This window comes from Vescimonas sanitatis (assembly GCF_049060325.1).
In the GTDB taxonomy this organism is placed as follows: domain Bacteria; phylum Bacillota; class Clostridia; order Oscillospirales; family Oscillospiraceae; genus Vescimonas; species Vescimonas sanitatis.
This window is the reverse complement of sequence record NZ_JBMGPW010000005.1, coordinates 121,280-142,162: the sequence shown is the minus strand read 5'-3', so window position 1 is coordinate 142,162 and position 20,883 is coordinate 121,280. Positions and strand designations below refer to the sequence as shown.

The 20,883-nt window shown below is 62.4% G+C and carries 16 protein-coding genes and 5 tRNA genes; 12 read left to right on the top strand and 9 right to left on the bottom strand.

Annotated elements, in window-relative coordinates; genetic code table 11:
• Positions 1-16 precede the first annotated feature (16 nt).
• From ACOMDU_RS07850 to ACOMDU_RS07830, 5 genes are all read right to left on the bottom strand, one after another.
• A tRNA-Lys gene (locus tag ACOMDU_RS07850) sits at positions 17-92 on the bottom strand.
• A gap of 40 nt (positions 93-132) precedes the next feature.
• Positions 133-207, bottom strand: a tRNA-Gln gene (locus tag ACOMDU_RS07845).
• Between the two features lie 52 nt (positions 208-259).
• Positions 260-336, bottom strand: a tRNA-His gene (locus ACOMDU_RS07840).
• 43 nt (positions 337-379) lie between these two features.
• Positions 380-456 (bottom strand) — tRNA-Arg (locus ACOMDU_RS07835).
• Positions 457-469: 13 nt separating this feature from the next.
• Positions 470-544: transfer RNA gene (locus ACOMDU_RS07830), tRNA-Gly, on the bottom strand.
• A 200-nt stretch (positions 545-744) separates the two neighbouring features.
• On the opposite strand from ACOMDU_RS07830, the gene ACOMDU_RS07825 reads away from it, so the two are divergent.
• Entirely contained in the window at positions 745-1,665 is a 921-nt protein-coding gene (locus ACOMDU_RS07825; RefSeq protein WP_421129827.1) for a helix-turn-helix transcriptional regulator, read from the top strand.
• Positions 1,666-1,747: 82 nt separating this feature from the next.
• Positions 1,748-2,173 (top strand): RrF2 family transcriptional regulator, encoded by a 426-nt coding sequence (locus ACOMDU_RS07820; RefSeq protein WP_421129826.1) that lies wholly within the window; start codon positions 1,748-1,750, stop codon positions 2,171-2,173.
• Positions 2,174-2,218: 45 nt separating this feature from the next.
• Here ACOMDU_RS07820 and ACOMDU_RS07815 read toward each other — a convergent pair whose 3' ends face one another.
• The 3 genes from ACOMDU_RS07815 to cysK form a co-directional block, all read right to left on the bottom strand.
• Positions 2,219-3,301, bottom strand: coding sequence for a hypothetical protein (locus ACOMDU_RS07815; protein ID WP_421129825.1), 1,083 nt, complete (start codon positions 3,299-3,301; stop codon positions 2,219-2,221).
• Positions 3,294-3,773: an RNA polymerase sigma factor gene (locus ACOMDU_RS07810; protein WP_421129824.1), complete on the bottom strand. Its 480-nt coding sequence runs from the start codon at positions 3,771-3,773 to the stop codon at positions 3,294-3,296. The genes ACOMDU_RS07815 and ACOMDU_RS07810 overlap by 8 nt, the downstream gene beginning before the upstream one ends.
• Positions 3,774-3,985: 212 nt before the next feature.
• Positions 3,986-4,918, bottom strand: a complete 933-nt coding sequence (gene cysK / locus ACOMDU_RS07805) for a cysteine synthase A (RefSeq protein WP_421129823.1) — start codon at positions 4,916-4,918, stop codon at positions 3,986-3,988.
• A 293-nt stretch (positions 4,919-5,211) separates the two neighbouring features.
• On the opposite strand from cysK, the gene ACOMDU_RS07800 reads away from it, so the two are divergent.
• The 10 genes from ACOMDU_RS07800 (at position 5,212) to ACOMDU_RS07755 (ending at position 19,355) form a co-directional block, all read left to right on the top strand.
• Positions 5,212-5,883, top strand: coding sequence for a response regulator transcription factor (locus ACOMDU_RS07800; protein WP_421129822.1), 672 nt, complete (start codon positions 5,212-5,214; stop codon positions 5,881-5,883).
• 5 nt (positions 5,884-5,888) lie between these two features.
• Positions 5,889-6,878: a sensor histidine kinase gene (locus ACOMDU_RS07795; protein ID WP_421129821.1), complete on the top strand. Its 990-nt coding sequence runs from the start codon at positions 5,889-5,891 to the stop codon at positions 6,876-6,878.
• Positions 6,879-7,125: 247 nt separating this feature from the next.
• Complete coding sequence (locus ACOMDU_RS07790) at positions 7,126-7,890, top strand: ABC transporter ATP-binding protein (RefSeq protein ID WP_022135642.1); 765 nt, start codon at positions 7,126-7,128, stop codon at positions 7,888-7,890.
• The gene (locus ACOMDU_RS07785; protein WP_421129820.1) at positions 7,887-9,941 is read left to right on the top strand and encodes an ABC transporter permease; all 2,055 of its coding nucleotides are present in this window, start codon (positions 7,887-7,889) and stop codon (positions 9,939-9,941) included. Before ACOMDU_RS07790 ends, ACOMDU_RS07785 begins: the two co-directional genes overlap by 4 nt.
• Before the next feature lie 161 nt (positions 9,942-10,102).
• A complete protein-coding gene (locus ACOMDU_RS07780) occupies positions 10,103-12,166 on the top strand; it encodes a YhgE/Pip domain-containing protein (RefSeq protein WP_421129819.1) in 2,064 nt (687 codons plus the stop codon).
• Between the two features lie 16 nt (positions 12,167-12,182).
• On the top strand, positions 12,183-12,923 hold the full coding sequence (locus tag ACOMDU_RS07775; protein WP_421129818.1) for a hypothetical protein: 741 nt from the start codon (positions 12,183-12,185) through the stop codon (positions 12,921-12,923).
• A complete protein-coding gene (locus ACOMDU_RS07770) occupies positions 12,920-15,013 on the top strand; it encodes a YhgE/Pip domain-containing protein (RefSeq protein ID WP_421129817.1) in 2,094 nt (697 codons plus the stop codon). Before ACOMDU_RS07775 ends, ACOMDU_RS07770 begins: the two co-directional genes overlap by 4 nt.
• A 269-nt stretch (positions 15,014-15,282) precedes the next feature.
• Positions 15,283-15,762 carry an NADH-quinone oxidoreductase subunit NuoE family protein gene (locus ACOMDU_RS07765; protein WP_421129816.1) on the top strand — a complete coding sequence of 160 codons (480 nt, stop codon included), beginning with the start codon at positions 15,283-15,285 and terminating at the stop codon, positions 15,760-15,762.
• Positions 15,759-17,654: an NADH-ubiquinone oxidoreductase-F iron-sulfur binding region domain-containing protein gene (locus ACOMDU_RS07760; RefSeq protein WP_421129815.1), complete on the top strand. Its 1,896-nt coding sequence runs from the start codon at positions 15,759-15,761 to the stop codon at positions 17,652-17,654. Before ACOMDU_RS07765 ends, ACOMDU_RS07760 begins: the two co-directional genes overlap by 4 nt.
• A gap of 3 nt (positions 17,655-17,657) precedes the next feature.
• Positions 17,658-19,355, top strand: coding sequence for a [FeFe] hydrogenase, group A (locus tag ACOMDU_RS07755; RefSeq protein ID WP_421129814.1), 1,698 nt, complete (start codon positions 17,658-17,660; stop codon positions 19,353-19,355).
• Positions 19,356-19,426: 71 nt separating this feature from the next.
• On the opposite strand, the gene ACOMDU_RS07750 is transcribed toward ACOMDU_RS07755, so the two are convergent.
• Positions 19,427-20,740, bottom strand: a complete 1,314-nt coding sequence (locus ACOMDU_RS07750) for a G5 and 3D domain-containing protein (protein ID WP_421129813.1) — start codon at positions 20,738-20,740, stop codon at positions 19,427-19,429.
• Positions 20,741-20,883: the final 143 nt, after the last annotated feature.

Here is a 20,883-nt window from a genome sequence, read left to right as displayed (position 1 = left end):
AGGTATCTTTCTCTTTTGGTGCCTCGTCGGGGATTCGAACCCCGGACACCCTGCTTAAAAGGCAGGTGCTCTACCTACTGAGCTAACGAAGCATATGCAGTTATCGTAAGGACGGTGTCGTCCGGAAAGAACTGGCAGGGATGGCTGGACTCGAACCAGCGGATGAGGGAGTCAAAGTCCCTTGCCTTACCACTTGGCGACACCCCTGTGTGGAAAGGGATGAGGGACCGGGACACTCCCGATCCCTCATTTCTTTTTGTGGGGTGGGTAAAGGGACTCGAACCCTCGACACCCGGAACCACAATCCGGTGCTCTAACCAACTGAGCTACACCCACCATATACATCCGCACGGGAAGCGCTGACGCCCGCAAGGGGAAATGGCACGCCAGAAGGGACTCGAACCCCTGGCCTACTGCTTAGAAGGCAGTTGCTCTATCCAACTGAGCTACTGGCGCGTATCTGTCAAGTTGGAGCGGGTGACGGGAATCGAACCCGCATCCCCAGCTTGGAAGGCTGGTGCCCTGGCCATTGTGCTACACCCGCGTGCGCCCTCCACTCAAATCGTCAGCTTGTACATATTACCATAGGCCACCGTCCGTGTCAAGAAAAAAATCGGAGAACGGGGCACTTTTCCGTGGAAACAGCCTTGTCTACGCTCCGTAGACAAAGTCAGCGGGTGGGGGATGGACAAAAATCCGCCGTATGCTATACTGGGTACAACAAGAAAAAAGGAGGCCGCGACAATGGATATGGAAAAGACAGGCACCTATCTGGCATCACTCCGCAGGGGGCGGGACATGACACAGCAGCAGGTGGCGGATATATTAGGTGTGTCCAACAAAACTGTCAGCAAATGGGAGTCCGGCGCGGGGCTGCCGGACATTGCCGCCCTGCCGGCGCTGGCGGCGCTGTACGGCGTGACGGCGGACGACATCCTGGCCGGTGAGACGCGCCCCCGAGCCTGTGCCGATACACCAGCGGAGGTGGAGGCCTATCTGGAGCGCCGGGGAAGCCTGCGCTTCCGCATCGGGTACAGTCTGGCAGTAATGGCGTTGGCAGTGTGGGTGGCATTCCCTTATAACAACTGGTCGTGGCTGTGCCTGCTGGCGTCGCCCCTGTGCCTGTGGCTGGGCTGGGGCGTGTGCCGCAGCCGAGAGACGCTGCGTCGCCGCATCCTGCTGCTGATACCGCTGTGCGCCCTGTGGCTGTTCGCGGCCATACAGCTGCTGGGGGTGTGGCGCCTACTGGTGTCCGCCTATGCGCTGCACGGCGGTGTGGTGCGGCAGTTTTCCTGGGCAGCGCTGACTGTACGGCAGGAGGCGGTATGGCTGCTGCTGCCGCTGCTGCTGGCGGCGGCGCTGGTAGTCGGCGGCGCGGTGCTGAAAGAGCCGCTGGTGCGGGATAGGGGCTTCCGTTTTGCACTGTATGGCGGCTGCGGACTGCTCTTTGCCGTGGAGATCGTGCGGATCATGGTGTGTTGGGCGCCGGCCGCTGCCTATGCGGCCACGGTCAGTACGGCGGAAAGCGTTATGATCAGCCGCTATGCAGACCTGTCCGCGGTGGCCTGGCCCTTGGAGACGGTGCGTTGGATCGTCCTGGCGGCGGTGGTAGCGGCCTGGCTGGTGTGGGGCATGCAGGCATATCGGCGCGCAAAGAAAAATTAAACTTGCCTAACCTACGGGATTGGTGGTATACTATACACGGGTCATCTTATGGCCCGTGTATTTTCTGACAGGAGGAAGACCTATGATCTCCACGAAAGGTCGCTATTCCATCCGCGTTCTGCTGGATCTGGCGGAGCACCGCAGCGGGGACTTTATACCCATGAAGGAGGTGGCCGCGCGGCAGGACATCTCCCTGAAATACATCGAACGGCTTATGCCTGCGCTGAAGTCCGCCGGCCTGGTGGAGAGCGTCCACGGCATCGGCGGAGGCTACCGTCTGACGCGAGAGCCGGAGGACTACACCCTCTGGGAGATACTGGAGCTGGCGGAGGGCGATCTGGCACCGGTCACCTGCCTGCAGCCGGACGCGCCGGTGTGCCAGCGGGCCGGGGAGTGCCGGACGCTGGGCGTGTGGCAGGGATACTACAAGCTGACGCGGGACTACTTCACCCACATCACGCTGGCGGATCTGATGAACGCCCCGGCGGGGGACAACTACGTGATATGAGCAAAAAAAGAGACCGCAGGGCGGTCTCTTTTTTGCGTTTCGCGGTCAGGGCTGGTAGGTGAGGGTGAAGGTGTCGTCAGCGGCGCTATCGGTGTGCTGGTGTCCCTCCAGCGTGACGGAGGCCACGGCGTCCACGTCCACCAGACGGTCAAACACGTAGGTGTTGTCGGCGAAGGGGACGTCGTCGCTGCCGCGCATACAGCCCACCACCCAGTTCATCAGGCTGCGGCTGCTGCTCTCCACGGTGAACTCACTGCCGTCCTGATAGCGGAGGGTCAGCTCGTCCACAAGGGGCTCGCGGTCGGGATGGGCGTTGCGGATGCTCATGCCCAGCGGGGAGAGAGTCAGGGTCTCGCTGCCGGAGGTCAGGGTGGCGACGGGCACGTAGGTGCGGGGCTGCACGGCGATGGAGTAGGGCTGCCCCAGCTCGTCCTGCATAGTGACGTACAGCAGGTCGCCCTGCCGGAAGGACGTGTCGGCGGCGAAGTACAGCACCACGTTCAGGCAGGTGTCGGTGCTGGTCCCCTTGTCCACGTAGCACTTGGCGAACAGGGCATTGCCCTCGTCGGGGCTGCGGAAGTACAGGGTGGGCTGGAGGGGCAGGTCGATGCCCTCGCCGTAGCCCACGTCTGTGTAGCCGACGCCGGAGGGATTCTCCACGGAGTAGGTCAGCAGGCCCAGGCCGTTCTCGTCGATCAGGAAGGTACCCAGCTTGATGGTATTGCCGTCCACGGTCATCTCCGCGTCCAGCTTGCTGAGGTACTGGCCCACCAGACGCTGGGTGGTCTGGACGTCACCGGGGATGCGCTCCATATCCGGGACAGGGACAAGGCCGCCCTTGCCGTCGTCCACCACAGGGGCGGCAGCGTCGATGTCATCAGTGAAGGCGTGGTGGGTGGCGTCGTCCACATGGTCGGCGGGGGATACATCTGCCTTGATAAGGGTCACAATACCGCTGGCCACAGCCACGGTCAGCGTCAGCGCGGCGGCAATGGCGATCACAGCGCCCTTGCCCAGTGCGCGGCGGGTCTTTTTCTCGTTCTGCATGGTTTTTCTTACCTCCGTCAGTGTGTCCGGGGAGGCGTGCAGCGGGGAAAAGGCTTTTTCAAATAATTCTCTGTCATGCATACTGCGGCACCTCCGATAAAATGTGCTTCAGCTTGTCTCTGGCGCGAGACAGCCTTGTGCGTACCGTTTCCTCCGGTACGCCCAGCAAAGCGGCGATCTCCCTCTGGCGATAGCCTTCGTAGTAGTACAGCAGCACCGGCAGGCGGTAGCGCCTGTCCAGCGACATCACCGCATCGAACAGCTCCCGGCACTCCGGGGCCTCGAAGGTGAGGCTGTTCTCGTAGTCGGCGATGTCCTCCGCCTTGTGCCACGGGGCGCGGAGCACGTTCTTGCAGCGATTGACCGTGACGCGAATGAGCCAATTCTTGACGTGGGCGTCGCTTTCGAACGCCTTATCCTCTTTGTACAGCTGTATCAGCACGTCCTGGGTCACATCGTCGGCGTCGTCCCGGCAGCGCAGATAGCTGTACGCCACCCGGAACACCGTGTCCATATACCGCTCCGCCAGCGGGGTGAACTGTTCGTCCGTCATAGGGGTTCTCCTTTTGTTGAGGTGAAAGGCCTTTCATCTATCATACACCTGCGGAGCAAAAAACGTTTCAAAAAAGCAGAAAAAATGTAGAAAGAAAATAGAAGGAGAATAGAAAGAAAGTGGAAAGAAACAGAAGAAAAGACGAACGGACCTCAAAAAAGGTCCGTTCGTCATGTTTGTGAGGAGAAAATGGAAGGAAGAAAAACGCAGTATCAGTCCGCAAACAGCGGGGTGGAGAGATAGCGGTCGCCGGTGTCGGGCAGCAGGACCACGATGGTCTTGCCGGCGTTCTCCGGACGCTTGGCCAGCTCGATGGCGGCCCACAGTGCCGCACCGGAGGAGATACCCACCAGCACGCCCTCGCGGTGACCCATTTCCTTGCCTACGGCAAAGGCGTCGTCGTTGTCCACAGGGATGATCTCGTCGTAGATCTTAGTGTCCAGCACATCAGGGACGAAGCCCGCGCCGATGCCCTGGATCTTGTGGGAGCCGGCGATACCGGTGGACAGCACGGCGGAGGTCTTGGGCTCCACGGCGACTACCTTGACGGCGGGGTTCTTTTCCTTCAGGAACTTACCGGTGCCGGTGATGGTACCGCCGGTGCCCACGCCGGCCACGAAGAAGTCCACCTTGCCGTCGGTGTCGGCCCAGATCTCGGGACCGGTGGTCTCGTAGTGGGCCGTGGGGTTGGCGGGATTCACAAACTGGCCTGCCACGAAGCTGTTAGGGATCTCCTTGGCCAGCTCGTCGGCCTTGGCAATGGCACCCTTCATGCCCTTGGCACCCTCGGTGAGCACCAACTCCGCGCCGTAGGCCTTCATCAGCTGGCGGCGCTCCACGGACATGGTCTCGGGCATAACGATGATGATGCGGTAGCCCCGGGCGGCGGCCACGGAGGCCAGGCCGATACCGGTGTTGCCGGAGGTGGGTTCAATGATGACGCTGCCGGCCTTCAGCAGGCCCTTGGCCTCGGCGTCGTCGATCATGGCCTTGGCGATACGGTCCTTGACGCTGCCGGCGGGGTTGAAGTACTCCAGCTTGGCGACGATCTTCGCCTTGAGGTCATGGGCCTTTTCGATATGGGTCAGCTCCAGCAGGGGAGTCTTGCCGATCAGCTGGTCAGCGGAAGTGTAGATGTTAGACATAGTGTTTATCTCCTTTATCGTTTATAGTCAGATGTTGTTGTGTGGAATGAAGGGAAAAGGAGTCAACATCGTCCGGTCAGGAGAACAAGAGTGCGGGTCATGTGATCGCCTCATTTCTGAAATACAACTACCAACTCGGTAGGTTGGTACAGTTATAACACGGCGGCGCGGATTTGTCAACCCTGTTTTTGAAAAAAATCCGGTAAGCGAATGTGACAATATTGAAAGAGTAAGAGGGCTTGCGGGACAGAGGCGAGGGAGGGTATAATGAAGAGCGTAAAGGATGTGAGCGTATGTACCGTATATTTATTGTGGAGGACGACAGGACCATCGCCCAGGCGGTGGCGCATCTGGCGGAGAGCTGGGGACTGGAGGTCCGGTGCGCCCGGGACTTTCGGACGGTGACGGCGGAGGCGGCGGAATTTCAGCCGCACCTCATTATATTGGATATCGCCCTGCCGTGCTTTGACGGCTATCACTGGTGCCGGGAGCTGCGGAAGCAGACCAGTGCGCCCATCCTGTTTTTGTCCTCGGCCGGTGATAACATGAATGTCATCATGGCCATGAACTTCGGCGCGGACGATTTTATCGCCAAGCCCTTTGACGGCGGTGTTCTGATGGCCAAGGTACAGGCCATGCTGCGGCGCAGCTATGACATGGCGGCGCCGGCGGTGCTGCGGGAGAGACGGGGCGCGCAGCTGTCCGCCGACGACCAGAAGCTGACCTATCAGGGGCAGACGGTGGAGCTGACCAAGAATGAGTACCGTATCCTGTCCTGCCTGATGGAGAGCGCCGGGAAGGTGGTCAGCCGGGAGAAGCTGATGCAGCGGCTGTGGGAGACGGACAGCTTTGTGGATGAGAACACGCTGACCGTCAATGTGAACCGCCTGCGGCGGAAGCTGGCGGGCGTGGGGCTTGTGGAATTTATCGCCACCCGGCACGGGGTGGGGTACATCGTGGAGTGAGAGATATGGAGCTGCTCAAAGCATATCTGAAGGAGCGTCGGCTGACGCTGGCGGCATTTCTGCTGTTTGTCGGGGTGTTTGCCGTGTCCTTTGCCCTGTACGGCCTGCCGCTGGCGGCGGTGGGCTATCCGGCAGGGCTGTGCGTTCTGCTGGGGGCGTGCCTTGCGGCGTGGGATTACGGCCGCGCGGCACGGCGGCACAAGGCGCTGAAGCGTCTGCGGGAGGCGGGCGAGGCGGTGCTGCTGGACCTGCCGGCCATGACCACCGTAGAGGGGGCGGACTGCGCCGCCGTGGTGGAGACGCTGCGGCGGGAGCTGCGCCGGCAGGAGACGGCGCGCGCCGCCCGGTGGGAGGATATGACGGCCTATTACACCGCATGGGTGCACCAGATCAAGACGCCCATCGCCGCCATGCGCCTGACCCTGCAGGGTGAGGACACCCCGGCCGCCCGGCGGCTGATGACGGAGCTGGGCCGGGTGGAGCAGTATGTGGATATGGCACTGACCTATCTGCGGCTGGAGGAGGGCGGCAGCGACTACGTGATACGAACGTGCGCCGTGGATGATGTGGTGCGCGCCGCTGTGCGGCGGTTTGCCGGGGAGTTCATTGACCGGCGCATCGCGCTGGATTACACGCCGGTGGAATGGGAGACGGTGACGGACGGCAAGTGGCTGACCTTTGTGGTGGAGCAGCTGCTGAGCAATGCCCTGAAGTACACCGGGCAGGACGGGACCGTCCGGATCTACCGGGAGGGAGACGATCTGTGCATCCGGGACAGCGGCATGGGAATCGCGCCGGAGGACCTGCCCCGGGTATTTGACATGGGCTATACCGGGCAGAACGGGCGGCTGGACCGGCGGTCCAGCGGCATCGGGCTGTACCTGTGCCGGCGGATATGCCGCAATCTGCGGCATGAGATACGGATCGAGTCCGTGCCCGGCGTGGGTACCACGGTGAGGCTGACGCTGGGCCGCCCGGCGTTTGTGGCGGAGTGAGGGGAGTGGGTGGACAGAGTCATCCACCCCTACAATGGTTCACCGGGAGGTTCTGCAAACGGGCCGTCGAGGACGCCGGCCCCTACGACATTTTATTATCGCCCTTGCAAAGGGTGGGAAATGTGACAATTGTGTTCGGGAAGGGTAAGGGAAAGCGATGGAAGGGGGGCGGGGGACGCGGTATACTGACCGTGTTGGGAGACGGGGCGATGGGCCGGAGGCTCCCGAAGGAAAAGGAGGTCATGCTATGAGCATTTTGGAAGTCAGTGGGCTGCGGAAGGTATACACCTCGCGGCTGGGCGGCAGCCGTGTAGAGGCGCTGCGGAATGTCAGCTTCACCGTGGAGCAGGGCGAGTATGTCGCTATCATGGGTGAGTCCGGCAGCGGCAAGACCACGCTGCTGAACATTCTGGCGGCGCTGGACGAGCCCACGGCGGGTACGGTGCGGCTGGACGGCCATGAGCTGGGCAAGATACGGGAGAGGGACGCGGCGGCCTTCCGCCGGGACAACCTGGGGTTCGTGTTCCAGGAGTTCAATCTGCTGGACACATTTACGCTGGAGGACAATATCTATCTGCCGCTGGTGCTGATGGGAATGTCTTACGAGGATATGCGGGCGCGGCTGCTGCCTATTGCCCGGGAGCTGGGACTGACGGAGCTTTTGAAGAAGTACCCCTATGAGGTCTCCGGCGGGCAGAAGCAGCGGGCGGCAGTGGCCCGGGCCATCATCACCGAGCCAAAGCTGCTGCTGGCGGATGAGCCTACCGGCGCACTGGACAGCGGCTCCACCGACGAGCTGCTGCGGCTGTTCGCCGCCATCAACCGGGCAGGGCAGACCATACTGATGGTGACACACTCCGTGAAGGCCGCCAGCCGGGCGGGCCGGGTGCTGTTCATCAAGGACGGCCAGGTGTTCCACCAGCTGTACCGGGGCGAGGACGACGACACCCGGTTCTATCAGCGCATCTCCGACACGCTGACTATGCTGCAGTCGGGCGGTGAACCGGCATGAGGGAAAAGACATTATACGCCCGGCTGGCCTGGACGGGCATGAGAAAAAACAGGCGGCTATACCTGCCGTATCTGCTCAGCTGCGCCGGGATGGTGCTGATGTTCTACATTCTTACGGGGCTGTCCGGATCGCCGGTGCTGGAGCACATGTCCGGCGGCGGCAGCAGCGCCATCATACTGCGGCTGGGCACGGTGGTCATCGCCGTGTTTGCGCTGATATTTTTGTTCTATACCCACTCGTTCCTCATTCGCCGCCGGGAGAGGGAGTTTGGCCTGTACAATGTGCTGGGTATGGGCAAGGGCAACATCGCCCGCATTCTGCTGTGGGAGACGGTCATCACCTATGGCCTGACCACGGGGACGGGACTGCTTCTGGGCGTGGTACTGTATAAGCTGGCGGAGCTGGGTATGGTGCGGCTTTTGCAGGTGCCCGTGACCTATACCCTGACGGTGTCCGTATCGTCTCTGCTGGCTGCGGCGGCGTTGTTTGCGGTCATCCACACGCTGATATTGCTGAACAGCCTGCGGCAGCTGCACGGCGTCAGTGCCGTGGCGCTGCTGCGCAGCGAGAGCGTGGGCGAGAAGCCGCCCAAGGCGCAGTGGGTGCTGACGGCGGCGGGCATGGTTCTGCTGGGTGCCGCTTACGCGCTGGCATTGTCCATCAAGGAGCCGCTGGCGGCGCTGCTGTGGTTCTTTGCGGCGGTCATCATGGTGATACTGGCCACCTATCTGCTGTTTATCAGCGGGTCGGTGACGCTGTGCCGCGGCTTGCAAAGGAACAAAAAATACTACTACCGTCCCCAGCACTTCGTGTCCGTGTCCTCCATGGCCTACCGCATGAAGCGCAACGGCGCGGGGCTGGCTTCGGTGTGCATCCTGGCCACCATGGTGCTGGTGATGATCTCGTCCACCACCTGCCTGTATGTGGGGCAGGAGGACGCGGTGAATGCCCGGTATCCCCGCGACATGGACGTGGCGGTATACGGCAGAAGCGATCATCCGCTGGACGAGGCGGAGGCGGAGCAGCTGCGTCAGGGTGTGGAGAGCACCGTTTTCAACTTCGGCGGGCAGACCAGTAATGTGGCGACATACCGTGAGATCAGCGTCAGCGGTCTGCCAGACGGCGGGGATCTGCGGTTGGGCAACGCCGGTGCGTCCGCAGCGGACAGCACCCGTGTGACGCAGCTGCATTTCCTGCCGCTGGAGGACTACAACGCCGCCACGGGGCAGAGCCTGACGCTGGAGGACGGGCAGGTGTATGTGGCGGCTCTGCGGACGGATTTTCCTTACGACACCCTGACCGTCGATGGGGAATGGACGTTCCGGGTCATGGATCGGGACATTCCGCCGCTGAGCGGCCCCTTCACGGCGGATATCACCCCGACCCTGATGGTGGTCATGCCGCACTTCACGCAGTTCGTGCAGGAGCTGGAGGACGGACTGAGCGAAAAATACGGCTGGTATCTCACGGCCACGTGGCACTACGCCTTCGACACCGATCTGCCGGAAAACCAGCAGGGGAACATCGATGGCGCAACGCCCAATCTGGAGGACGCGCTGAACGGCTATCTGGCGGGCGTCAGCAGTGACTGGGGCGTGGGCGTCAGCGTGGAGTCCAAGGCCGCCAACCGGGCAGACTTCTACGGCATGTACGGCGGATTGTTCTTCCTGGGCATCATGCTGAGTATCGTGTTTATCTTCGCGGCGGTGGCTATCCTTTACTATAAGCAGCTCTCCGAGGGCTATGAGGATCAGTCCCGCTTTGACATCATGCAGAAGGTGGGCATGACCAAGCAGGACATTCGCCGCAGCATCAACAGCCAGCTGCTGACGGTGTTCTATCTGCCGCTGGTGCTGGCGGGCGTGCACCTGTGCTTCGCCTTCCCGTTCATCCACAAGCTGCTGATCCTGTTCAATCTGGACAACCGGGGGCTGCTGATCGGCACCACGGCGGTGAGCTTTGCGGTGTTCGCGGTGCTGTATGCCATCGTGTACAAGCTGACGGGGAATACCTACTACCGCATCGTGGCGGAGGATACAGAAAAAGAATAGAACGAAAGAGACGGCGGGAGCCGTCTCTTTTCTGTATTTTTAGGCAAAAAACGGGTTTTGCGTGGACAAATCACAGCGGCTTTCTGTATAATACATACTGATACACTATTGTTTGCAACAGTTTTATATACAGCGCGGCGTGCCGCGCGTAAGGAGGCAGTATGCGTAATATCTGGACGGTATTCAAAACCGATATACGGACGCTGAGCAAGTGCTTTTTCGCCTGTGTGGTGGTGGTCGCCATCGCCCTGCTGCCCAGCCTGTACGCCTGGCTGAATATCTACTCCAACTGGGACCCCTACGGCAACACCGGGGGGATATCCATCGCGGTGGCGTCGCTGGACGAGGGCTATACCGACGCGGACGGCACCTACGAGAACAAGGGCGACGACGTGGTGGCCGACCTGCGGGAGGCTACATCCATCAACTGGGTCATCGTGGACACCGAGGAGGAGGCCAAGGGCGGCGTGGAGTCCGGCGACTACTACGCGGCGGTGGTCGTCGACAAGCAGTTCAGCCGGAATATGTACCGGATGCTGACGGACTGGACCGGTAAGCCGGCCATCACCTACTACGAAAACGCCAAGAAGAACGCCGTGGCCACCAAGATCACCGACACGGCGGTGGAGACGCTGAAGCGCTCCATCAGTGAAAACTATCTGGAGGTGGTCATCGACGGCATCATGGAGCAGAGCAATCTGCTGGCGGCGAATCTGACCGCCGACGACCCGGAGGCCGCCGTGAAGGGCGTGCTGTACCAGGCCCAGGATCTGCTGCACGCCTGCGGGCGGATGATGGACGCCTTTGAGACGGCGGGCGGCAGCGGCGTGTCGGAGAGCAGCGCGGCGGCGCTGGAGGCGGCCGTGGCCAATATCAACAAGAACCTGCCGGACGGCGCACAGCTGCAGCAGACGGCGGCGGAGATACAGCTGCGGCTGAACACGGCCCTGGCCCGGGTGGAACGGGCGCTGGATCGGCTGAACAGCGCCATTGGGAACGCGCCGGAGTTGCCGTCGGCACAGCAGCAGCTGCGAGATGCGGCGGCGCAGCTGGAAAAGGCGGCGGCCACGTTGGAAACGTGGGCGGCGGGACTGGAGGCCTCCGGCACAGAGGCGGGTAAGACCCAGGCGGAGGCGGCGCGGCAGACGGCGGCGGAGTGCCGCAAGACGGCAAAGCAGCTGCGGGCATTGGCGGAGAGTCCGGATTCTGCCGATCTGCTGGCGGACTGCGACGCGTTGGTGAAGTCCCTGCGGACGATGGCGGACAGGATCCCCGTGACCTCCAAGGCGCTGCAAAAGGAACTGGACACCGTGGCCGGTCAGGTGGCGGACACCATGGAGGGCATGGCCGCGCTGGCCGGGGACGCCAAGGCCATGAAGACCGCGCTGGCGGAGACCGCTGACGCTGTGGGTGACACCATGGCGCTGCTGCGGCCGGCTACGGAGAAGCTGCTGACCTCGCTGGAGAGCACCATAGACGACCTGGAGGGGCTGACCACAGACGAATACATGGATACGCTGGTGGATATCCTGGGCGGCGACCCGGCGGTGTACGGCCAGTATTTCCCGGAAATGGTGCAGACCAGCGTGAACGCGGTGTATCCCATCGCCAACTACGGCTCGGCCATGACGCCGTTCTACACGGTGCTGGCCATCTGGGTGGGCGGCGTGATATTGTCGTCCCTCATCAAGATACACGCCCGGACGGAGGGCCTGATCGATCCGAAGCCGGCGGAGCTGTACTTCGGGCGGTACCTGTTCTTTTTCGTGCTGAGCCAGATACAGGCGGCGGTCATCGTTACCGGCGACCTGTACATACTGAAGGTCCAGTGCCTGCACCCGGGGATGCTGTATCTCACGGGCGCGCTGACGGCCTTCACATTCAGCCTGCTGATCTATTCGCTGGCGCTGTCCTTCGGCGATGTGGGCAAGGCCATCGTGGTGGTCATCATGGTCATGCAGATCGCAGGCTCCTCCGGCACGTTCCCCATCGAGCTGCTGCCGGCCATCTACCAGAAGATCTATCGCTTCTTCCCCTTCCCCTATGCCATCGACGCTATGCGCGAGTGCATCTGCGGGATGTACGGGAATTACTACTGGCAGCAGATCGGCTTCCTGCTGCTGTTCGCCGCGGCGGCGCTGCTGATCGGCCTGCTGGTGCGGCGGCCCTTCATGGGACTGAACCACTTTGTGGAGGAGAAGCTGGAGGAGACGGAGCTGCTGTGAAAGGAGGTGTTGACCGATGACAAAAGAACGGGACTATCAGGAGTTGTATGACCGCCTGCTGGAGGAGGTCAGCACCCTGCACCGGAACAACCGGCGGCGCATACGCGTCGGTATGCGGATGCTGCTGGCGGTGACGCTGGGATTGATGCTGCTGATGTTTCTGGCGGGGGGGAACAAGGTGTTCACCCTGATGCTGTGGATACTGTCCATGTTCGCAGTGGCGGCATATCTGATCGCCGTGGAGTACGCGGACTATGAGCTGCAAAAGAAGCTGGAGAACATCACCCAGATGGAGCAGGAGAGCCTGGGCACACTGCTGGAGCTGCCGGAGCTGCCCAAGGTGCCACGGATGGGCCTGCTGCTGCGCCACGGCACCCGGGAGGAACAGGAGACGCCGGAGACGGAGGCAACGGCGGCGGCAGCGGCACCTGCGCCGGAGGAGACGCCGGCGGCAGAGGAGATATCCCCGGCACCTGCGGAGGAGACGCCGGTCACAAAGGCACCGGCAGCGCCGGAGCCGGAGGCATATTCCGTGGACGAGATACTGCGGGAGGTGCACGGCGGAGCGCCACAGGCAGACAACGCGCCGACGCCTGCCGCGCCGGTATACAGCGGCGCGCGGGTGCTGGAACGGCTGCTGGACGACCCGGAGAAGCTGGCGTCCGATCTGGACGCGCTGACCCGGGCGCTGCAGGGGCTGTCCGATGACCTGCGGCGCGGTGCGGCGGAGAGCCGGGAAGGGCAGGTGGACCGATGAAGAACATCTGGAATATCTTTCGCGCCGACTGGCGGCGGCTGACGGCCAGTGTGGTGGCGGTGGTGGTGCTGCTGGGGTTGTGCCTGGTACCGTGCCTGTACGCCTGGTTCAACATCCTGTCCAACTGGGACCCCTACGGCACGGCGTCCACCAGCCGCATCAGCGTGGCGGTGGCCAGCGAGGACGCGGGCTGCGAGGTGCTGGGCCTGGAGGTGAACATCGGCGCGCTGGTGCTCCAGGGGCTGGAGAGCAACGACCAGATGGGCTGGGTGTTCGTGGACAGCCGGGCGGAGGCCCTGGACGGGGTGGAGTCCGGCGACTACTACGCGGCGTTGATCGTGCCGGAGGAATTTACCGAGGATTTTGTGAGCATCCTGTCCGGCAATCTGCGCCACCCGCAGATACAGTATTACGAGAACGAGAAGAAGAACGCCATCGCCCCCAAGATCACCAGCAAGGCCAAGACCGCCGTGCAGGAGCAGATCAACACCACGGTCATCGGCAAGGCTGCTGAGGCGCTGACCACGGCGGGCTCCGTGTTCAAGGCCATGGGGCTGGATTCGGAGGCGCTGGCGGACGGCATTATGGATAAGCTGACCGGTGCGCGGCAGGAGATGGCGCAGCTGCAGCAGGTGCTGCTGTCGCTGAAGGACGTGATGAACGGGGCGGACGGGCTGCTGACCGCGGCATCCGTGACCATCGCGGACGCCCGGGGAACGGTGGAGGACGCCGATGCGGCGGCGGGCAGCACGGTGCAGCTTATCAGCACGGGCCTGAGCGCGGCGGACACGGCGTACAGTGACCTGCTGACGGTGCTGAACAACACGGATAAGGTACTGGGCGACATCGAGGATGCCCTGCGGAGTATGGATACCTCTGCCGCCGACGAAGCACTGAAGGCGGACCTGCACCGGAAGATACAGGCGGCCATCGCCGCGCTGGAGGACCAGCTGGCGGCCGCCGAGGACGAGGCCCTGAAGGCGCAGCTGGAGACGGCCATCGCCGATCTGAAGGCGCTGGACGCACTGGTGGATACGCTGGAACCGTCGGCCCTGCAGGGACCGGTGCTGGATATGCTGCATCAGGTGCGGCAGGAGCTGCTGGCTGCGGCGGTGAGGACCAATAAGGAGGTCAACGAATACCTGCACACCACCGGGGCCCAGGCCCAGACCACGCTGCGGTCCGTCCAGCAGCTGCTGGGGGCCGTGGGCGGCAGCCTGGGGGAGGTGTCCGGCACGCTGAACAGCTACGCCGACGCCATGACCACCGTACAGCCTACGCTGGACGCGGGCATCACCCTGGCCAACACGGTGGAGACGTATCTGGCGGACATCGAGGACGATGTGCGCCGGGTGACGGAGAGCGAAGCCTTCAAGCGCTTTACGGAGCTGATGGAGAGCAGCGACGCCGACAGCATGGCGGACTACCTCAGCTCGCCGGTGCAGCTGAACACGGAGATCATCTATGAGATCAAGGACTACGGCGCGGCCATGTCGCCCTACTACGTCATGCTGGCGCTGTTTGTGGGCAGCCTGCTGACCGCCGTGATGCTGAAGGTACCGGTGACCCAGCCGGAGTTTGCCGGGTGCCGGGCCGTGGAGCGCTACTTTGGGCGGTTTCTCACCTTCTTCCTGATGGCCATGGCCCAGGCGCTGGTGACGGCCTTCGGGTGCCTGTACTTCGTGGGGATGGAGACGGCGGAGCCGGCGCTGTTCGTGCTGGCCTGCTGCCTGTGCTCACTGAACTTTGCCAGCATGAACTACGCGCTGGTGTACGCCCTGGACAACGTGGGTATGGCGTTGTCGGTCGTTATCATGGTCCTTCAGGTGGCCGGATCCGGCGGCTCATACCCGGTACATGTGCTGCCGCAGCTGTTCCAGACACTGTATCCCTTCATGCCCTTCCACTACGGCATGGATATGATCCGGGAGACGGTGGGCGGTATGTACGGCGACACATACCTGCGCTGCGCGCTGGTGCTGCTGGGAATGTGCGCGCTGTTCACGGTATTCGGCCTGCTGGTGTACTACCCGGCCCGAAGACTGAACGCGGCTATCGCCGCCAGTAAGGAAAAGTCCGGTATCATGTAAACAGAGAGTGCCCCCCGCAGGCCCATGGGCCTGCGGGGGGCACTTATGCTGTCGAAGCCATGAAAAAAAGTTATGCCCCCTTGCTTTTTGCCGTTTAAGGCAAAAAAGCGGGGACGTTTTTGTGCAGGGTGGAGAAAAGTTCGCACGGCGAGAATTTCCCCTCTTTTGCTGTTGCAAGGCGGGCGGGCCTATGGTACAGTACGGGTGGAGTGTTAGAAAATTAACAGGCTAAGCGACACGGCGTTCAACACGTTTTAGGAGGAGAGAGCATGAGATCGGAACAGGAGAAAACGGCGGCCATCGTCCGGGCCCATGACTGCGACAGCGCGAAGCTCATCGCCATCTTGCAGGAGATACAGGCGTCGGAGAACTACCTGAGCCAAGAGAATATGGAACTGGTGGCGGATATGCTGCACATCAGCGTCTCACGGGTGTACAGCGTGGCCACGTTTTATGAGAATTTCTCGCTGGAACCCAAAGGAAAGCACATCATCAAGGTCTGTGACGGCACAGCCTGTCATGTGCGGAAGTCCGGGCCTATCTACGACGCGATCTATGAGTACCTGGAGCTGGACGGCAAGCGCAGGACCAGCGCCGACGGCGTATTTACGCTGGAGACGGTGGCCTGTCTGGGTGCCTGCGGTCTGGCGCCGGTGATGACGGTTGACGGCGAGGTGTACGCCAAGATGACGCCGGAGACGGCGCTGGCGGAGTTGGAGGCCATTCGCGGAAAGGAGGCGGCGGAATGAGCAAGCTGACACGGGAGGGCTTCCGCGCCATGCACGAACAGGCGGCGGAGGCGCTGGAACGGAGCAGATCATCCCTGAACGTGCTGATCTGTGCCGGTACGGGCTGTATCGCCAGCGGGTCCATGAAGGTGTATGAGAACCTGCGGGAGGAGTGTGCCCAGCGGGGACTGCAGGTGTATGTGGGCCTGACCCACCACGGTGACGCGGAGAAGAGCCTGCACATCAAGATGAGTGGCTGCCACGGCTTCTGCGAGATGGGACCGCTGGTGCATATCGAGCCGCTGGGTGTGATGTATGTCCGCGTGAAGCCGGAGGATTGCCGCGAGATCGTGGAGAGAACGCTGCTGGGCGGCGAGGTCATCGAACGGCTGACCTATCACCAGGACGGCGTGTCCTATCCCCGGCAGGAGGATATCCCCTTTTACAAGAAGCAGCACCGGGTGGTGCTGGCCAGCTGCGGCGCCAGTGACGCGGAAAATCTGGAGGAATACATCGCCAAGGGCGGGTACATCGCCTTTGAAAAGGCACTGTTCACCATGACCGGTGAGGAGATATGCAGGGAGATCGCCAATTCCGGACTGCGTGGGCGCGGCGGCGGCGGCTTCCCGGCGGGACACAAGTGGGAGAGTGTGCGCCGGCACATAGAGGAACCGGTGAAGTACATCGTCTGCAACGGCGACGAGGGTGACCCGGGCGCTTTCATGGACCGCTCCATCATGGAGGGCAATCCCCATTCCGTGCTGGAGGGCATGATGATCGCCGGCGCAGCCACCGGGGCCACGGAGGGCTACATCTACGTCCGCGCCGAGTATCCGCTGGCGGTGAAGCGTTTGCAGGTGGCCATCGACAAGGCTGCGGCGGCCGGACTGCTGGGCGACGACATCCTGGGCAGCGGGTTCAGCTTCCATATCCACATCAACCGCGGCGCCGGCGCCTTCGTCTGCGGTGAGGGCAGCGCCCTGACCGCCTCTATCGAAGGTAAGCGGGGTATGCCCCGGGTAAAGCCGCCCCGGACGGTGGATCACGGCCTGTGGGGCAAGCCTACGGTGCTGAACAATGTGGAGACGTTCGCCAACGTGCCGAACATCATCAACAAGGGTGCGGCGTGGTACCGGAGCATCGGCACCGAGGGCAGCGCCGGCACCAAGACCTTCGCCCTGACGGGCAACGTGGTGAACACAGGACTGGTGGAGGTGCCTATGGGCGCCACCCTGCGGGAGATCATCTACGACATCGGCGGCGGCATACCGAACGGAAAGAAGTTCAAGGCCGTGCAGATCGGCGGGCCTTCCGGCGGATGTCTGACCGAGGAGCATCTGGACTACCCTATGGACTTCGACTCGCTGAAGAAGCTGGGGGCCATTATCGGCTCCGGCGGCCTGGTGGTCATGGACGAGGACACCTGCATGGTGGAGGTGGCCCGGTTCTTTATGCACTTTACCCAGAACGAGAGCTGCGGCAAGTGCACCCCCTGCCGGGAGGGCACAAAGCGTATGCTGGAGACGCTGGAGCGCATCATCAATAACGAGGGGAGTCTGGCCGACCTGGATCTGCTGGAGTCTCTTAGCGATACCATCACGGACACGGCCCTGTGCGGCCTGGGGCAGACAGCCTGCAAGCCGGTGATGTCCACCCTGCGGAACTTCCGGCAGGATTATCTGCGCCATGTGGTGGATCACCACTGTCCCATCTGCAACGGGCGCAAACGCCGGTTGGAGATCAAACCGGAGCTGTGCAAGGGCTGCGGTAAGTGCGCGCGGAACTGTCCCATGGAGGCCATCTCCGGGCAGCCCCGTATGCCCTACATCATTGACAACGAGAAGTGCATCCACTGCGGCGCTTGCTGGGGCGCGTGCCCCTTCGGCGCGATCGACGCCATTGAGGAGGAGTGAGCCATGGCAAAGGGAATTATGGTCATCGACGGGCAGCGGGTGCCCTTTGACGGCGAGCGCAACGTGCTGGCGGTCATCCGCAAGGCGGGTATCGACATCCCCACGTTCTGCTATTACTCCGACCTGTCCGTTCACGGCGCGTGCCGTATGTGCATCGTGGAGGACGTAAAGACCGGGAAGATCGACGCCTCCTGCTCCATGGAGCCCCGGGACGGCATGGAGATCAGGACCAACACCGCCCGGCTGCTGAGGCACCGGCGGATGATACTGGAGCTGCTGCTGGCGGCCCATGACTGCTCCTGCACTACCTGTGCCAAAAGCGGCAACTGCCGATTGCAGGAGCTGGCCCAGCGCTTTGGCGTGCGGCATATCCGTTTCCCCAACAATAAGCCCCGGTACGAGAAGGATTACACCAGCTACGCGGTGTTCCGGGACCCCAACAAGTGCATCCTGTGCGGCGACTGCGTGCGGGTGTGCGAGGAGCTGCAGGGACAGGGCATTCTGAACTTTGCCTTCCGGGGCAGCGAGCTGCAGGTGATGCCGGCCTTTGACAAAAAGCTGGGCGAGACGAAGTGCGTGGGCTGCGGCCAGTGCGCCGCCGTGTGCACCACCGGCGCTATCACCGTTAACGATCAGATCGGCACCGCGTGGGCGGCCATCCATGACCCGAAGAAGCGTGTGGTGGTGCAGATCGCGCCGGCCGTCCGTGTGGCGGTGGGTGAGGCCTTTGGCATTCCGGCAGGCGTGAACGTCATTGACAAGATGACCACGGCGCTGAAGCTCATGGGTGTGGACGAGGTGTACGACACCAACTTCGGCGCGGATATGACCACCATACTGGAGGCGGAGGAGTTTTTGCAGCGGCTGAAAAACGGCGGGCCGTTCCCCATGTTCACCAGCTGCTGTCCCGCCTGGGTGCGGTATCTGGAGTTCAACGCCCCCAAGTATCTGAAGCATATCTCCACCTGCAAATCGCCCATGGAGATGTTCGCGGCGGTCATCCGTGACAAATACGCCGAAAAAGATGCCGCCGACGGGCGGACTACCTACAACATCGCCATTATGCCCTGCACTGCCAAGAAGATGGAGGCGGCGCGGCCGGAGTTCGTCCATAACGGTCGGCCGGATGTGGATCTGGTGCTGACTACCCGGGAGCTGGTGGACATGATGCGTGAGACGGGCGTGCAGCTGGACGAGCTGGAGCTGGAGTCCCCGGACCTGCCCTTCGGTTTGGGCAGCGGCGCGGCGGTGATTTACGGCGTCACCGGCGGTGTGGCCGAGGCGGTGGTGCGTCACTGCCTGCCAGACAAGAGCAAGAATGCGCTGCGGGCCGTCCGTGTCACCGATCTGCGGGGAGACGGATCCATCCGCCATGTGGAACTGAACGTGGACGGGCAGGAGCTGCGTATCGCCGTGGTCAACGGGCTGATTCACGCCAAGGAGCTGATCGCGGATATCGAAGCGGGTAAGTGCTTCTACCACCTGATAGAGGTCATGACCTGTCAGGGCGGCTGCGTGGGCGGCGCGGGACAGCCCTATGGGCTGAGCAACGTGAAGAAGAAGCGGGGCGAGGGACTGTATGCCGCCGATGCCTCCGCTATGTTCAAGCGGGCGGAGAAAAACCCCATCGTCACGTCTTTACTCAGGGAGTACGGCGAGGAAAAGTGTCACGCGCTGCTGCACGTGCACTACGGAGAATAAAAAAGCAGCCCCCCGGCTCACACCGGGGGCTGCGGGTAAAGAAAGAGCATGGCCCCGCCGGGGCCATGCTCTTAGCTTGCCTTTTTATCCAGAATATACACGGTGACGTTTCGGCGGCCCCAGGAGTAGCAGTCCGCCTTGGTGGGGAACCACAGGTCCACGATGTTGCCCTTGATGGCGCCGCCGCAGTCCAAGGCGGTGCCCATGCCGTAGACACGGCGGCCGTTGGTGGTCTGGATGAACATTTTGGTGTAGTAGGGGATCACCTTGGGGTCTACGGCCACGGTGCCCACGCCTACGGAGGCTCCCACCGCCGTGGTCCAGGCCGCGCCGCCGTCGCCGCCGCTGTAGTAGGCGGTGGAGGAGCAGAGCATCACCTTGTTATAGGTCATGGTGTCGCCGGAGGCGAACAGCAGGTAGCCGCCCTCACCCACCTCGTTGGGGAAGTCTTTTTCGATGGTGTCGCCCTCCTCCACCTCGTAGACGCGGGTGCCGTAGCGCACCAGCTCCGCGTGTGAGGTATCGTGGCTGGCACCGATATACTTGGTAGATACTACCTCACCGCTGACCACAGTGTCCTCATACGTCTCCACGATCTGGCCGGGGATACCCTTGCGGATGATCTCCTCGGTGCCCTTGTCCATCAGGGGATCCGGTGAGCGAAGGATCTTGTAGTCCGTCTCCACAGTGACATAGTGCTGGTAGGTCAGCGTATCGCTGATGCGGATGGCGGGGTCCTCGCCGGCGACATTCAGCTCCACCATCTCGTCCTCACCCAGACGGATGCCGCTGCGCCGCAGCAGGGAGGACAGGCGCTCGGCCTCGGTGGTGAGGGTGTGTGTGTCGTCGCCGTGGGTGATGGTGACGGTGCGGCCCGGCTCCAGCAGCAGCTGCATGGACTTGTCGCCCAGGCTGCGGCGCAGCAGCAGATCGTCATAGGTGCGCTCCTCGCTGCGCTCGTCCAGTACGTGGGGACCGTCGCCGTCCACCACGATGCAGATGGCGTCCATGGTGCGTACCGGCTCCGCCATAACGGCGGCGGCGAAGATCACCGCCGTGACGGCGATCATGGTGATGGCGCGGATAGAGGGATGATCGCGCATGATGTGGTGCACCTCCCGCAGGGCCGGGGAACGCAGGGCGTCACGGCAGCCGGTCACCAGCCGTCCGCGGCAGAAGGCGCGCCAGTTGGCCCTGACGTCGGAAGCGATGGCGTCCCAGGTCCAGGCAAAGCAGTGGCCCACTGCGCGCACGGCGCGGATCAGGGCCCGAGCCACGATGTAGGGCACATCGTGGATTGCCTGGCACACCGTGGCCGGCGTGATGCGGCGCCGCGGCTTTTTCGGCTGCAAGCGCTTCGGTTGTGTGACGACTGTTTGTTCCATAGTACCTCGCAGTATAGCCGCCCCGGGAGGTGTTCAAACAGGGCGGACAATAAAAATTGAAACAATTTGTAACTTTTGTTACCGATTAGCAATACCCGTGGAGTATAGCACTATCTTCCAATTTTGTCAAGTTTTGGGGGACG